The 13,059-nt window shown below is 71.8% G+C and carries 11 protein-coding genes and 4 tRNA genes; 6 read left to right on the top strand and 9 right to left on the bottom strand.

Translation table 11 applies throughout. The features are described 5' to 3' along the window. Both ACBJ32_RS13610 and ligD read left to right on the top strand, forming a co-directional pair. Positions 1–750, top strand: coding sequence for a crotonase/enoyl-CoA hydratase family protein (locus ACBJ32_RS13610; RefSeq protein WP_375127007.1), 750 nt, complete (start codon positions 1–3; stop codon positions 748–750). A gap of 47 nt (positions 751–797) precedes the next feature. Beyond that, positions 798–1,997, top strand: a complete 1,200-nt coding sequence (gene ligD / locus ACBJ32_RS13605; protein WP_375127006.1) for a non-homologous end-joining DNA ligase — start codon at positions 798–800, stop codon at positions 1,995–1,997. Positions 1,998–2,076: 79 nt separating this feature from the next. Here ligD and ACBJ32_RS13600 read toward each other — a convergent pair whose 3' ends face one another. Both ACBJ32_RS13600 and ACBJ32_RS13595 read right to left on the bottom strand, forming a co-directional pair. Continuing rightward, positions 2,077–3,495, bottom strand: a complete 1,419-nt coding sequence (locus ACBJ32_RS13600) for an NAD(P)/FAD-dependent oxidoreductase (RefSeq protein WP_375127750.1) — start codon at positions 3,493–3,495, stop codon at positions 2,077–2,079. 71 nt (positions 3,496–3,566) lie between these two features. Then, on the bottom strand, positions 3,567–4,460 hold the full coding sequence (locus ACBJ32_RS13595) for an SDR family oxidoreductase (protein ID WP_375127005.1): 894 nt from the start codon (positions 4,458–4,460) through the stop codon (positions 3,567–3,569). Between the two features lie 88 nt (positions 4,461–4,548). On the opposite strand from ACBJ32_RS13595, the gene ACBJ32_RS13590 reads away from it, so the two are divergent. Beyond that, complete coding sequence (locus ACBJ32_RS13590) at positions 4,549–6,315, top strand: thiamine pyrophosphate-dependent enzyme (protein ID WP_357869543.1); 1,767 nt, start codon at positions 4,549–4,551, stop codon at positions 6,313–6,315. A 22-nt stretch (positions 6,316–6,337) separates the two neighbouring features. Here ACBJ32_RS13590 and ACBJ32_RS13585 read toward each other — a convergent pair whose 3' ends face one another. Then, positions 6,338–7,087 carry an IclR family transcriptional regulator gene (locus ACBJ32_RS13585; protein ID WP_375127004.1) on the bottom strand — a complete coding sequence of 250 codons (750 nt, stop codon included), beginning with the start codon at positions 7,085–7,087 and terminating at the stop codon, positions 6,338–6,340. Positions 7,088–7,166: 79 nt separating this feature from the next. On the opposite strand from ACBJ32_RS13585, the gene ACBJ32_RS13580 reads away from it, so the two are divergent. Together ACBJ32_RS13580 and ACBJ32_RS13575 are read left to right on the top strand one after the other, a co-directional pair. Next, positions 7,167–8,336, top strand: a complete 1,170-nt coding sequence (locus ACBJ32_RS13580; RefSeq protein ID WP_375127003.1) for a 4-hydroxybenzoate 3-monooxygenase — start codon at positions 7,167–7,169, stop codon at positions 8,334–8,336. Between the two features lie 27 nt (positions 8,337–8,363). Continuing rightward, positions 8,364–8,675, top strand: a complete 312-nt coding sequence (locus ACBJ32_RS13575; protein WP_357869552.1) for a DUF6401 family natural product biosynthesis protein — start codon at positions 8,364–8,366, stop codon at positions 8,673–8,675. 83 nt (positions 8,676–8,758) lie between these two features. Here ACBJ32_RS13575 and ACBJ32_RS13570 read toward each other — a convergent pair whose 3' ends face one another. Further along, complete coding sequence (locus ACBJ32_RS13570; RefSeq protein WP_375127002.1) at positions 8,759–9,544, bottom strand: hypothetical protein; 786 nt, start codon at positions 9,542–9,544, stop codon at positions 8,759–8,761. A gap of 170 nt (positions 9,545–9,714) precedes the next feature. Here ACBJ32_RS13570 and ACBJ32_RS13565 point away from each other — a divergent pair, with 170 nt between their 5' ends. Further along, a complete protein-coding gene (locus tag ACBJ32_RS13565; protein ID WP_375127001.1) occupies positions 9,715–10,392 on the top strand; it encodes a GNAT family N-acetyltransferase in 678 nt (225 codons plus the stop codon). A 7-nt stretch (positions 10,393–10,399) separates the two neighbouring features. Here the strand turns inward: ACBJ32_RS13565 and ACBJ32_RS13560 are convergent. The 5 genes from ACBJ32_RS13560 to ACBJ32_RS13540 form a co-directional block, all read right to left on the bottom strand. Beyond that, a tRNA-Val gene (locus ACBJ32_RS13560) sits at positions 10,400–10,471 on the bottom strand. Positions 10,472–10,492: 21 nt separating this feature from the next. Next, a tRNA-Gly gene (locus ACBJ32_RS13555) sits at positions 10,493–10,564 on the bottom strand. A 49-nt stretch (positions 10,565–10,613) separates the two neighbouring features. Beyond that, a tRNA-Cys gene (locus ACBJ32_RS13550) sits at positions 10,614–10,684 on the bottom strand. 15 nt (positions 10,685–10,699) lie between these two features. Beyond that, positions 10,700–10,771: transfer RNA gene (locus ACBJ32_RS13545), tRNA-Gly, on the bottom strand. A 91-nt stretch (positions 10,772–10,862) separates the two neighbouring features. Further along, entirely contained in the window at positions 10,863–13,049 is a 2,187-nt protein-coding gene (locus ACBJ32_RS13540; protein ID WP_375127000.1) for an N-acetylmuramoyl-L-alanine amidase, read from the bottom strand. Positions 13,050–13,059 lie beyond the last annotated feature (10 nt).

Genomic DNA, 13,059 nt, shown 5'->3' with positions numbered 1-13,059 from the left:
ATGACCGTACGCATGGAGCGCCAGGGCCCGGTCACCACCGTGGTGATCAGCCGGCCCGAGGCGCGCAACGCCGTCGACCGCAAGACCGCCGACGCGCTGACCGAGGCGTTCCGTGACTTCGAGTGCTCCGACGCCGCCGTGGCGGTGTTGTGGGGGGAGGGCGGCACGTTCTGCGCCGGCGCCGACCTCAAGTCGCTCGACAACCACGTCGGCGAGGAGGGCGACGGGCCGATGGGGCCGACCCGGCTGCGCCTGAGCAAGCCGGTCATCGCCGCCGTCTCCGGGCACGCCGTGGCCGGTGGGCTGGAGCTGGCGCTCTGGTGCGACCTGCGGGTGGCCGAGCAGGACGCGGTGTTCGGGGTGTTCTGCCGGAGGTGGGGCGTGCCGCTCATCGACGGGGGCACCGTACGGCTGCCGCGGCTCATCGGCACGTCGCGGGCCCTGGACATGATCCTCACGGGCCGGCCCGTCGAGGCGCCCGAGGCGTACGCGTGGGGGCTGGCCAACCGGCTCGTGCCCGGCGGCACCGCCAGGCAGCACGCGGAGGCGCTGGCCGGGGAGCTGGCGCGGTTCCCGCAGGAGTGCCTGCGCGGCGACCGGATGTCGGTGCTGGAGCAGGACGGCCTGGAGGAGGGCGTGGCGATGCGCAACGAGCTGCGCCACGGCCTGGTGTCGCTGCCCGACGCGTCGGACGGCGCGGCCCGCTTCGCCGCGGGGGCCGGCCGCCACGGCACCTTCCAGGATCCGTGATCGGCGCTCCCCGGGGGTTGTCGGTCGGCCCGCGTATCGTGACCTTCATGCCTGACATCGAGGTCGCCGGGCGCGAGGTCCGCATCACCAGCCCCGACAAGGTCGTCTTCCCGCAGTCCGGCCGCACCAAGCTCGACCTGGTCCGGTTCTACCAGGCCGTGGGGGAGGCGGCGCTGCGCGGCGTGCACGGGCGGCCGATGGTGCTCAAGCGGTTCGTGCACGGCATCGAGCAGGAGGCGTTCTTCCAGAAGCGGGCCCCGGCCAAGCGGCCCGACTGGATCGAGGTGGCCGAGCTGAAGTACCGTTCGGGGCTGAGCGCGGAAGAGGTGGTCTGCACCGACCTGGCGCAGCTCCTCTGGGTGGTCAACCTCGGCTGCGTCGACCTCAACCCGCACCCGGTGCGCTCCGACGACCTGTCCAGGCCCGACGAGCTGCGCATCGACCTCGACCCTGTGCCGGGCGTCGAGTGGGCCGACGTGCTGCGCACGGCGCAGGTGGCCAGGGAGGTGCTGGCCGACTACGGGCTCGTGGCCTGGCCCAAGACGTCCGGCTCGCGCGGGTTCCACGTCTACGCCCGGATCGAGCGGCGCTGGCCGTTCGTGAAGGTGCGCAAGGCGGCCGAGACGGTGGCGCGCGAGGTGGAGCGGCGCGCCCCCGATCTGGCGACCAGCCGGTGGTGGAAGGAGGAACGGCACGGCGTCTTCGTGGACTTCAACCAGAACGCCTACGACCGCACCGTGGCCTCCGCCTACTCCGTGCGCGCCGTGCAGGACGCCCGCGTGTCCACCCCGCTGACCTGGGACGAGGTGCCGGGCTGCCGGCCCGAGGCGTTCACCATCGACACCGTGCCCGAGCGGCTGGCCGAGCGCGGCGACCCGTGGGAGGACATGGACCTGCACCCCGGCTCGCTCGACGGGCTGCTGGAGCTGGCCGAGGAGCTCGGCCCGGCGCCCAAGCCGCCGAAGGGCAGCGGGCGCAGGCAGCAGACGATGCCGGTGATCGAGATCGCCAAGGCGGAGCACAAGGACCAGGCGATGGCGGGGTTCGAGCGGTGGAAGGCCCGCCATCCCGAGGTCGCCGCCCGGCTGGAGGCCGCCGACGTGCTGGTGGACGGCATGCGGGGGCGCAGCAGCGTGTGGTACCGCATCCGCGTCAACCTGCAGCACGTGCCGGAGGGCGAGCGGCCGCCGCAGGAGCCGCTGGAGGTCGACTACGACCCGTGGGGGCGCGGCGCCCCAGAATCCTGAGGCCGGCGGCCCGGGCGCAGCCTCAGCCTTCGTGGCATCGGCAGCGCGAGATCAGGCTTCCGGCATCGGCGGCGCGGGCTCAGCGGCCTGAGATCAGGTTCGCCAGGCGCGCGTACGCCGACGTCGTGGCGACGCGTTCGTTCTCGTGGCGGTCGGCGGCGCGGAACAGCGCGTAGATGAGCTGCACCCCCGCCCACCGCAGCGGCTCCGGCTCCCACTGCCGCACCTGCCGCCCCACCCACGGCAGCCCCGTCAGCTCGCTCTCGCGGCGCAGCACCAGGTCGCGCAGCGTGCGGCCGGCCAGGTTCGTGGTGGTGACGCCGCTGCCGACGTAGCCGCCGGCCCAGCCGAGGCCGCTGGCGTGGTCCAGGTGCACGGTCGAGCACCAGTCGCGCGGCACCCCCAGCACCCCGCACCACGCGTGCTGGACGCGGACGTCGGCGGCGGCGGGGAAGAGCTTGACGAGCATGTGCCACAGCAGGGCGACGGTCCGCGCCTGGGTGGCGCCGCGCCGGTCGGTACGGGAGCCGAAGCGGTAGGGCACGCCGCGCCCGCCGATCGCGATCCGGTCGTCGGCCGTGCGCTGGGCGTAGACGTAGGCGTGGGCCTCGTCCTCCAGCAGCTCGTTGCCCTGCCAGCCGAGGTGCTTCCACACGTCGGCGGGCAGCGGCTCAGTGATGATCATGGAGCTGTTCATCGGCAGCCACTGCCGGTGCTGCCCGGCCAGGCTGGCGGTGAAGCCTTCGGTGGCGCGGATGACGTACTCGGCCGAGACGAGGCCCCGCGTGGTGACCGCCGACGCCGCAGTTCCCTGCCGCCTGGGCCGGATCTCGGTCACCGTCGTGTCCTCGAAGATGTGCACGCCCAGCCGCTCCACCGCGGCGGCCAGCCCGACGGCCAGCTTGGCGGGCTGGATGCGGGCGCAGTGGGGCGAGTACGACGCCTCCAGCGCCCCCGCCACCTGCACGCGCTCGCGCTGCTCGTCGCGGCCGAGCAGCCGCACGTCGTCCTCGCCGTAGCCCCAGGCCCGCAGGTCGGCGACACCGGCGCGCAGGCGGCGGCGCTGGGCCGGGTTGGTGGCGACGTGGATCAGCCCGCCCTTGTGCACGTCGGCGTCGATGCCCTCGGCGCGGGTCACCTCGATGACCTCGTCCACGGACCGGAACATGGCCCGCTGCAGATCGATCATGGCCTGCCGCCCGCGCGCCTTGGCGTGCCGCTTGCGCGACCCGGCGAACTCGGCCGAGAGCCACCCGCCGTTGCGCCCCGACGCGCCGAACCCGGCGAACTCCTTCTCCAGGATCGCGATCCGCAGGCCGGGGTCGGCCTGCTTCAGGTAGTACGCGGTCCACAGGCCGGTGTAGCCGCCGCCGACGATGGCGACGTCGTACTCGCGCGGCCCCGGCAGGGCCGGCCGCCGCATGGGCAGGCCGATCTGCCGGTACCAGAAGGAGACCCCGCCGTTGGCGAAGTCCTCGGTCAGCGGGATGCCTCTCATCACCGGACACATCTTCTAATAACAGACAGAAAGCAACAAGGCGGCGAAGTGTAATAAAACTGGACGTCCGGCTAGCTTCGTGTCGGGCGTTCGTACCCCTCGTCGCCCCCGTATACGTGCAGGTCAGGGTCCTGCTCCGGCTGCGTGGCCGGGCTGGTGGGGGAGGCGGTGTGCTCGGAGGCGAAGTCGTCCGACAGGAACGGGGGCGGCGGCATGAGGTAGTCGTGCCAGGTGATCTCGCCCTTGGGCGCCGCGTCGGTGGTGAGGTCGCCCGCGCGCTGCGCCGCGTACAGGCGGCCCGGATAGCGGACGGGCAGGCAGGGCCGGCGCAGCCCTGAGGCGCTCAGCCAGGTCCTGACCAGCTCCTCGGTGTCCAGCACCTGAGGCCCGCCGTACTCGATCTCCCGGTGCGCGGGGCCCGCGCTGAGCAGGGCGGCGGCGCGCGTGGCCACCTCGCCCGTGTGCACCGGCTGCCAGGGCAACGACCGGTCCACGGGCAGCACGGGCAGCGAGGCGTAGTCGCGCAGCCGCCGGTGCAGCCACTGGTGGAACGGGGTGGCGCGGAGGATCGTCCAGCCCAGCCCGCTCTCCTGCACCAGCCGTTCGGCCTCCAGCTTGTGCCGCAGGTGGCCGTAGGCGGCGCGGTCGGCGCCGACCATCGAGGTGAACAGCACGTGCGGCACCCCGGCCGCGTGCGCGAGGATCATCAGCGTCCTGGTGCCGGGCACGTCCACCGCGCCGCGTCCCTTGCGGCCGCTGGTGGCCAGGTGGGCGATCGCGTCCACGCCGTCCACGGCCTCCCTGACGCCGTTGCCGGAGAAGAGGTCGCCCCACATCCACTCGACGTTGCCGCGGCCGTCCCGCTTGGTACGGCTCAGCCCCCGCACCTCGTGACCCGCCTTGAGGAGCGCGGGCACCAGTGCCCCGCCCAACGTGCCGGTGGCTCCCGTGACCAGAATGCGCATGTGGGGTCCCCTACCCGCCACATTCGAGAAATGCCAATGAATCCCTGTTCCGCGTCTGCGGGCGGCAGAGCGGGGTAGGGCCGCACACATGGCTCGAATCGCATCCGAATCCCTGATCGAACGGCTCGCGGCATGGGGCGTCGACACCGTCTTCGGCCTGCCGGGCGACGGCATCAACGGCATCATGGAAGGGCTGCGGCGCCATCGCGACCGGGTGCGCTTCGTCCTCGTCCACCATGAGGAGGCCGCCGCGTTCATGGCCACCGGCTACGCCAAGGCCACCGGGCGCATCGGCGTGTGCCTGGCCACCTCCGGCCCCGGCGGCATCCACCTGCTGAACGGCCTCTACGACGCCAAGCTCGATCACGTGCCCGTGCTGGCCATCACGGGCATGCAGGAGACGTCCGTGCTGGGCACCGGCTACCAGCAGGAGGTGCACCTGGACAAGCTCTTCGCCGACGTGGCCGAGTACAACATGATGGTGACCAACCCGGCCCAGCTCCCCTCGCTGGTGGACCTGGCCATCCGTACGTCCTACGCGCGGCGCGGGGTCTCCCACCTCACCCTGCCCAACGACATCCAGGTGGCCGAGGCGGGGGCGGACCCGTACAAGAGCGTCGCCCCGGTGCGGGCGCCCCAGACGGCGCCCGTCTACCTGCAGCCGCCCGGCCTGCCCAGGCAGGAGGACGTGGAGTGGGCGGCCGAGGTGCTCAACCGGGCCGAGCGGCCCGCCATGCTCGTCGGGCAGGGCGCGCTGCACGCCAGGGAAGAGGTGCTGGCCGTGGCCGAGGCGCTCGGGGCACCCGTGGTCAAGACGCTGCCGGGCAAGGCGGTCGTCCCCGACGACTCGCCGTACACGACGGGCGGGCTCGGCCTGCTCGGCACCCGGCCGAGCGAGGAGCTGATGGACGAGGCGGACGTGCTGTTCATGGTGGGCACGAACTTCCCCTACTCCAAGTTCCTGCCGGAGGTGCGCGACACGCGGGTGGTGCAGTTCGAGGCGGACCCGACGAGGGCGGGGGCGCGGATCGCGACGGACGTGCCGGTGGTGTGCGACGCCAAGGAGGGCCTGCGGGCGCTGCTGCCGCTGCTGGGCCGCCGGGACGACAACGGCCATCTGGCGAAATATCAGAAGATGATGGCCAAGTGGCGCGCCGACATGGAGTCCCTGGAGAACCCCGACCGCGACCCCATCGCCCCGCAGTACGTGATGTCCATCCTCGACGAGCTCGCCACCGACGACGCCATCATGACCTGCGACAGCGGCACCATCGCCACCTGGGCGGCCCGCCACTGGACGATCCGCGGCGGGCGCGAGTTCTACCTGTCGGGCACGCTGGCCACGATGGCCCCCGGCCTGCCGTACGCGATCGCCATGCAGCACGCCTTCCCCGGCCGCCAGGTCATCGCCTACGTCGGGGACGGCGGCTTCTCGATGCTGATGGCCGAGTTCCTTACCGCGGTGCAGCACAGGCTGCCGGTCAAGGTCGTCATCAACAACAACAACTCGCTCGGGCAGATCCTGTGGGAGCAGATGGTGCTCGGCTACCCGGAGCACGGCGTGCGCTACGCCCAGCCCGAGGCCGACTTCTCCGCCTGGGCGCGCTCGTGCGGCGGGTTCGGGGCCAAGGTGACCAAGTCGGAGGACGTGGCGCACGCGATCGGGCAGGCGCTCCACCACGACGGTCCCGCGCTCGTGGACGTGGACGTCAACCCGAACGAGCCGCCCATGCCCGGCAAGGTCTCCTACGACCAGGCCAAGAGCTTCGCGCAGGCCTTCCTCAAGGGGCAGCCGCACAAGGCCGCCATCGCGACCACGCTCTTCAAGGACCGCATCCAGAAGCTGAGCGACTAACCGCCGTACGCGGTGGGAGCGACTAACCGCCGTACGCGGTGGCGATGCCGGCGGCGGCGGCGCGGAGCGGCTCCACCAGCCGGGGCAGCTCGCGGGCGCGGCGCGAGGAAAGCACGATGCCCAGCGCCGCCACCGGCCGGCCGTCCACCAGGACCGGGGCCGCCGCGGAGCACGAGCCGGGCGTCATCTCCTCATAGGTGAGCGCGTACCCCTGCGCCCGCACCGCCGTCAGCTCCCTGGCCAGCCGCCCCGGCTCGGTGATCGTGTGCGGGGTGGGGCGTTCGAGCTTGCGTGCCAGGTAGGACCTGACGAACCAGTCCGGCTCGTACGCCAGCAGCGCCTTGCCGACCCCCGTGGGATGCATCGGCAGCCGGCCGCCGGTCCTGGACACGATGGGCACGGCCCGCCTGCCGTACACCTTGTCCACGTACAGCACCTCCAGGCCGTCCCTGATCGCGAGGTGCACGTTCTCGCCCGTGGAGCCGAACAGGTCCTGCAACCACGGATGTGCCAGCTCCTGCAGCCGGTTCGGCGCGAGCTGGCCCAGCTCCCACAGCCGCGGCCCGACCCGCAGTCGCCCGTCGGGCGAACGGCTGAGCGCCTGCCACTCCTCCAGCTCGCCGACCAGCCGGTGCGCCGTGCTCAGCGGCACCCCGCTGCGCGCGGCCAGCTCGGTCAGCGTGAGCTGCGGGCGCGCCGCGTCGAACGCCCCCAGGATGGCCAGCACCTTGGACGTCACCGAGCGCCCCGCCTCCCGGGCTCCGCCTGACATGCCGCAATCCTGCATGAATTTTCCACTGAGTGGAAGAGTCCTCTCGGCGCGAACCCGCTCGAGGCTGGATGCTTCCTTCATGCGAACTCAGGTCGGGATCATCGGGGCGGGCCCCGCTGGTCTGCTTCTGTCACACCTGCTCCACCTGCGCGGCATCTCCTCCGTGGTGCTGGAGAAGCGCAGCCGCGACTACGTCGAGCGCCGCGTGCGCGCCGGGGTGCTGGAGCAGGGCACGGTGGACACGCTGGTGGAGGCCGGCGTCGGCGAGCGGATGCTGCGCGAGGGGCTGCCGCATCACGGCATCGAGCTCAGGTACGGCGGCGCGGGGCACCGCATCGCGTTCGACAAGCTCGTGCCGGGCCGGTCCATCACCGTGTACGGGCAGCAGGAAGTGGTCAAGGACCTGATCGCGGCCAGGCTGGCGGCGGGCGGGGACGTCAGGTTCGAGGTCGAGGACGTGGAGCTGCACTCGCTGGAGTCGCAGCCGTACCTCACGTTCGGCGGCGAGCGGCTCGACTGCGACGTCATCGCGGGCTGCGACGGCTTCCACGGGGTGTCCCGGCCGGCCGTCCCGGAGGGTGTCCTGAGCGTCTTCGAGCGCGACTATCCCTTCGCCTGGCTCGGCATCCTGGCGCGCGTGGCGCCGTCGTCGGAGGAGCTGATCTACGCCAGGACCGAGCGCGGCTTCGCTCTGCACAGCATGCGCTCGCCCGCCGTCAGCCGTTTCTACCTGCAGGTCCCCGCCGACGCCCGGCTCGACGACTGGCCGGACGAGCGGATCTGGGCGGAACTGCGGACCCGGCTGGAGACCGTGCCCGGCTTCACGCTGGCCACCGGCGAGATCATGGAGCGGGGCATCACGCCGATGCGCGGGTTCGTGACCGAGCCCATGCAGTACGGGCGGCTCTACCTGGCGGGGGACGCCGCCCACATCGTCCCGCCCACCGGGGCCAAGGGGCTCAACCTGGCCGTGGCCGACGTGCGGGTGCTGACCGAGGCGCTGGCGGCGTACTTCGGGAGCGGCTCCACCGAGCTGCTCGACGGGTACTCGGACGCGTGCCTGAAGCGGGTGTGGCGGGCCCAGCACTTCTCGTGGTGGATGACGACGCTGCTGCACACGTTCGAGGAGGACGATCCGTACGCGCGGAAGCTGCAGCTGTCCTACCTTGACTACGTGACGTCGTCGGAGGCGGCGGCCACGACGCTGGCGGAGAACTACGTGGGCCTGCCGTTCGAGCCGGGCCGCTGACCTCGGGACATGCCTTAGCCTTGGCGCGTGGTCTTCGAGGAGGGTTGGGCGGTTTCGCCCCTGCGCTGGCTCATGCACGCCCTGGGCGACGCCCAGCTCGCCAGGATGGACGGCGATCCGGGGCTGGTGGCCGCGGTCGATCAGCACGCGGCGGTGCTGCGTGACGCCATCCCGCTCGACCGGGAGACGCTGGGCGACTACCTGCTGGGCTTCCTCGACGAGCTGCGGCACCGCGGCTGGGCCTTCACCGGCGAGCCGGACGCGCCGTCGCTGCGGCTGACGGCGGTGTGCTGGCTGACCCGCGAGCTCGACCTGCTGGAAGACGGCCACCCCGCCTGAGCTTGAACGGGCAGTGCCCCAGGCGTTCGCCCGGGGCACTCGGGCCTCAGCCCGGGGAGCGCCCCGGGCGTTCGCCTCGGGCCTCAGCCCGGAGGCATGTCGGAGCGGTGCGCTCCGCCGGGCGACGTCCGGATCGGCGCCGTCTCCTCCGTCATGGCGCGGGCGTCCTCACGCCCCCGCTGGTACGCCTCGGCGTGCGCCCTGGCCTGCGGAGCCTCCTGCTCCATCCGCCCCAGCCAGCGCTCCCACCGCTGCTGCATGGGCCGGACGAGCCCGCCCCCGATGCCGATCGCCGCGATCGCCCCGATCGTGGCGAGCACCGTGACGAGCACGGGCGTCGTCACGGTCGTGGCCACGCCGATCTGGTTGAGCGCGGCGATGATGCCCAGCGCCCAGATGAACACCGCCGCCGCGGTCGCCAGCCAGCGGCCGTACGACAGCCCGCCGAGCATGCCGCCCACGATGTCCTTGACGGCCTTGGCCACCGCCCCGGCCACCACGATGATCACGATGGCCACGAGGGCCTTGGGCAGCCAGCCGACCACGCCGGCCAGCAGCGCCGAGACCGGATTGGGGCCGAAGACGTTGAAGGCCATCTGCAGGGTGATCAGCAGGATCGCATAGAAGACGATCTTCGCGAGCAGGCTGCTGGCGTCGTACTTGCTGCGCTCCAGCCAGCGACGCACGCCGCTGCGCTCCACCGCTCGGTCGAAGCCGACCCGTTCGAGCACCTTGTCGACGATCTTCTCCAGAGCCTTGGCCACGATCCACCCGATGAGCAGAATCACCAGGAACGCGACCAGCCTCGGCACGAACATCGCTATTTGCCGCCAGGCGTCTGACAGGCCCTGGCCGATGTTGATATCCACGGTTTCCTCCTCCGAGGAGCCAATGCATCGGCGCTACCCGCCCTTAATCGGTATATACACGCTCTGTCCCCAAAACTTCGCACAAGGCGACATATCCCCCATGGTCGGCCACCGCCACCGTTGACGCTCGGCTCTGGCGCGGCAAGGATGATCACTCTGGGGGTGCATCGATGACTTTCGCGCTGGAGGGGCCCGTGCTCGAAGGCGCGCGCGTCCGCCTGGAGCCCCTCGGCCATCACCACGCCGGCGACCTGGCCGTGGCGGCCGAGGAGGACCGCGGCGCGTTCGCCTTCACCTGGGTGCCGAGGGCGGACGAGGTCGGCGCCTACATCGACGCGCAGCTCGAGCGTCAGGCGGCGGGGCGGCTCGCGCCGTACGCGCAGGTGGACAGGGCGTCGGGCCGCGCGGTCGGCGTCACCGCCTACTGGGACCCGCGCCTGTGGCCGGGAGGCGACCGGTTGTGCGCGGTCGAGATCGGGTTCACCTGGCTCGGCGGATCCGCGCGAGGCGCCGGCGTGAACACGGAGGCGAAGCTGCTGCTGTTCGGCCACGCCTTCGAGAGCTGGGGCGTGGCCAGGGTCGATCTCAAGACCGACGCCCGCAACGAGCGCTCGCGGGCCGCCCTGGAGAAGGTGGGCGCGCGGTTCGAGGGCGTACTGCGCAGGTGGTCGCCGTCGTGGGCGCCGGGGGAGGACGGCCTGCTGCGCGACTCCGCGATGTTCTCCGTCATCGCCGAGGAGTGGCCGCAGTGCAGGGCGCGGCTGGTCCGGCTGCTGGAAGGGCGGGCCGGAAACGACAAACCCCAGACTCCGGCGGAAAGCCACGAGCCTGGGGTCGCACTCTCATAAGAGAGGGTGGACGATACTGGGATTGAACCAGTGACCTCTTCCGTGTCAGGGAAGCGCTCTCCCGCTGAGCTAATCGTCCTTTATTGAGTTGGAAACTCAGAGCGGAAGACGGGATTCGAACCCGCGACCCTCACCTTGGCAAGGTGATGCTCTACCACTGAGCCACTTCCGCATGGCGCTGGACTTACTTTAGCGGATCCTGGAGGGTCCGCAGATCACCGAGGTGGAGACGGGATTTGAACCCGTGTAGACGGCTTTGCAGGCCGCTGCCTCGCCTCTCGGCCACTCCACCAGGAGTCTTGCTCCGAGCGGAAGACGGGATTCGAACCCGCGACCCTCACCTTGGCAAGGTGATGCTCTACCACTGAGCCACTTCCGCGTGAGCCTCCGGCTACCTGCGCCGGGCCACGGGAAAACCATATCGTCTCCGGAGAGTGCCCGTGCGCACTGCGCGGCCCGCGGAGCGAAATTCAACCGATCAAACGCACGTCCTTGGCCATCACGAACATCACCCGGTGCCCGAGCTGGATCTGGTGGTAGCGGGTCTTGCCGGTGGTGGTGACATGCTTGGCCGGGGAGTAGGCGTTGGCGGCGTAATAGGAGCCGGTGACGGTGTCACCCACCGTGTACGTCTGCCCCGGCGCGATCTTGTACTTGAGCGGGGTCAGCGGCTGGTACGCGGCGCTCTTGTAGGCGGACTTCTCCGGGTACGCCCGCCCGTACACCTTCACCTCGCCCGACAGCGGCGTCACCATCGGGCCCCTGGCCGGGATGGCGGTCGGGTTCGAGGCCGGGTTGTGGAACCACGCCTTCTGCCCCAGGTACCAGATCGCCGTCCAGTCCCCCTGCCGGTCCGCGACGGCGTAACGCTGGCCGGTGGAGGCACGGGCGCTGTGGTCGTACACGCTGTACGTGCTCGGCTTGCCCGGGTGCTTGCCGAGGTCGGTCACCAGGGGAGCGCTCTGGCTCGGCGCCTTGTGCAGCCAGACGGTGGACGCCCCGTGCGCCGGGCAGGCCTGGGCGGGCTTGGTGGCCACGCAGCCGGTGAAGCGCGGCCGGTGGGAGGCGTACGAGGGGCGGATGATGATGGAATCGCCGTTCTTGGCGGCCTTGAACGGCTTGTTCATGAGCTCGAAGTAGTGCTCCCAGTCCCAGTACGGTCCCGGGTCCTCGTGCATGCCGGCGACCGTCTGCGGGGTCGTGCCGGGGACGTTGTCGTGGCCGAGGATGTGGGCCCGGTCGAGCGGGATGTCGTACTTGGCGGCCAGGTACCTGACCAGCCTGGCCGACGACCGGTACATCGCCTCCGTGTACCAGGCGCCCCCCTTGGCCAGGTAGCCCTCGTGCTCGATGCCGATCGAGCGGGTGTTGACGTCCCAGTTGCCCGCGTGCCATGCGATGTCGTTCGTCGGCACGTGCTGGGCGACATGTCCGTCCCTGGAGCGGATCGTGTAGTGCCAGCTCACGTACTTCGGGTTGCGGATCAGGCTGGGGATGCCCTGGTAGGTGCCCTCCGTGTCGTGGATGACGATGTAGTCGACCGAGCGCTTGCGGGCCAGGTGGTCGTGGTTGCCGTAGTCGCGGTCCTTCTTCTTGCCGAAGCGTTTGTAGGCGGCGGGCATCCACTCGCAGGTGAGCGAGGACGGGCACTCGGCCTGCGTCGACGGCTGGCCCTTGGGCGTGGTCTCCCACAGGGCTTCGGCGTCCGCTCCGGCCAGCAGGCCCGCCTCGTCGTCCGGCCACCCCTCGATGCCGGTGTCGGGTTCCCGGTCCGCCGGTGAGGCGGCCGGATCGGGTTGCCGGCCCGCCGGTGAGGTGGCCGGGCCGGGGTTCCGGGGTGCGGGTGAGGTGGCCGGGCCGGGGTGCTGGGCCGCGGATGAGGCGGCGGGGCCGGGGTGCGGGTTCGCCGGTGAGGCGGTGGCGCTGGGCCGCGCGTCCACCGGTGTCGCGCCCCCGCGCGCCGCGGGCAGGTCCGGTACGGGATCGAGCCGTACCAGGTGACCGTCGTCCGTACGGCGCTGCGCCCCCTCCCGCATCACCGAGAACACCTCGTCCGCGAACGCCCGGGACGCCACCGGATCATCCGTCCCCGCGTACCGGGCGACGGCCCCGTGCCAGTCGGCGGGCTCGGCGCTGGGGCGCTCCTGGTAGGAGGCCAGGAGGGCGGCGCCGGCGCGGATGTTCGCCGCCGGGTCCGTCCGCAGGCGCGCGGGCTCCACGCCGATCAGCCGCCCGGCCTCGGGGAGGGTCGTGCGGGGCGGGGCCGCCGCCGACGTGCGCAGCGCCGAGCGGGACAGGGCCTCGGTGACCGAGGTGGACATGGGCCGGGCGTCGTCCCCGCGGGGGTCGCCGAGGGCGTCCCCGATGATCGTCTCCCCGTGCGCGGAGGCGTGGCCGTGGGCGCGTACGTCGCCGGGGAAGGCGTCCACCAGGTGCATCGGCCCGTAGCCGCCTGCCGTGCTCGGCCGCCCCCCGTTCGCGTCCCACCGCGACTCCAGGTACGCCACCGCGAGCAGCACGCTCTCCGGCACCCCGTACTCCCGCGCGGCCGCGGCGAACTCGGCCTGCCTTCCCACGTCGGGCGCGGTGAGCGGCGGGACGTCGGCGGGTGCGGTGAGAACGCCGGCGGCCAGGACGACGGCGAGCCAGAGCTGCATGAAACATCTC

It is taken from the genome of Nonomuraea sp. GTA35 (genome assembly GCF_041950525.1).
GTDB lineage: Bacteria > Actinomycetota > Actinomycetes > Streptosporangiales > Streptosporangiaceae > Nonomuraea.
The sequence above is the reverse complement of the archived record's forward strand: the minus strand, read 5'-3'. Positions and strand labels throughout refer to the sequence as shown.

What these genes read in the sequence shown, in the direction of transcription:
- ACBJ32_RS13610 (WP_375127007.1), top strand. Translation starts at nt 1, where the DNA reads ATGACCGTACGCATGGAGCGCCAGGGCCCGGTCACCACCGTGGTGATC.
- ligD (WP_375127006.1), top strand. Translation starts at nt 798, where the DNA reads ATGCCTGACATCGAGGTCGCCGGGCGCGAGGTCCGCATCACCAGCCCC.
- ACBJ32_RS13600 (WP_375127750.1), bottom strand. Translation starts at nt 3,495, where the DNA reads ATGAGAGGCATCCCGCTGACCGAGGACTTCGCCAACGGCGGGGTCTCC.
- ACBJ32_RS13595 (WP_375127005.1), bottom strand. Translation starts at nt 4,460, where the DNA reads ATGCGCATTCTGGTCACGGGAGCCACCGGCACGTTGGGCGGGGCACTG.
- ACBJ32_RS13590 (WP_357869543.1), top strand. Translation starts at nt 4,549, where the DNA reads ATGGCTCGAATCGCATCCGAATCCCTGATCGAACGGCTCGCGGCATGG.
- ACBJ32_RS13585 (WP_375127004.1), bottom strand. Translation starts at nt 7,087, where the DNA reads ATGTCAGGCGGAGCCCGGGAGGCGGGGCGCTCGGTGACGTCCAAGGTG.
- ACBJ32_RS13580 (WP_375127003.1), top strand. Translation starts at nt 7,167, where the DNA reads ATGCGAACTCAGGTCGGGATCATCGGGGCGGGCCCCGCTGGTCTGCTT.
- ACBJ32_RS13565 (WP_375127001.1), top strand. Translation starts at nt 9,715, where the DNA reads ATGACTTTCGCGCTGGAGGGGCCCGTGCTCGAAGGCGCGCGCGTCCGC.
- ACBJ32_RS13540 (WP_375127000.1), bottom strand. Translation starts at nt 13,049, where the DNA reads ATGCAGCTCTGGCTCGCCGTCGTCCTGGCCGCCGGCGTTCTCACCGCA.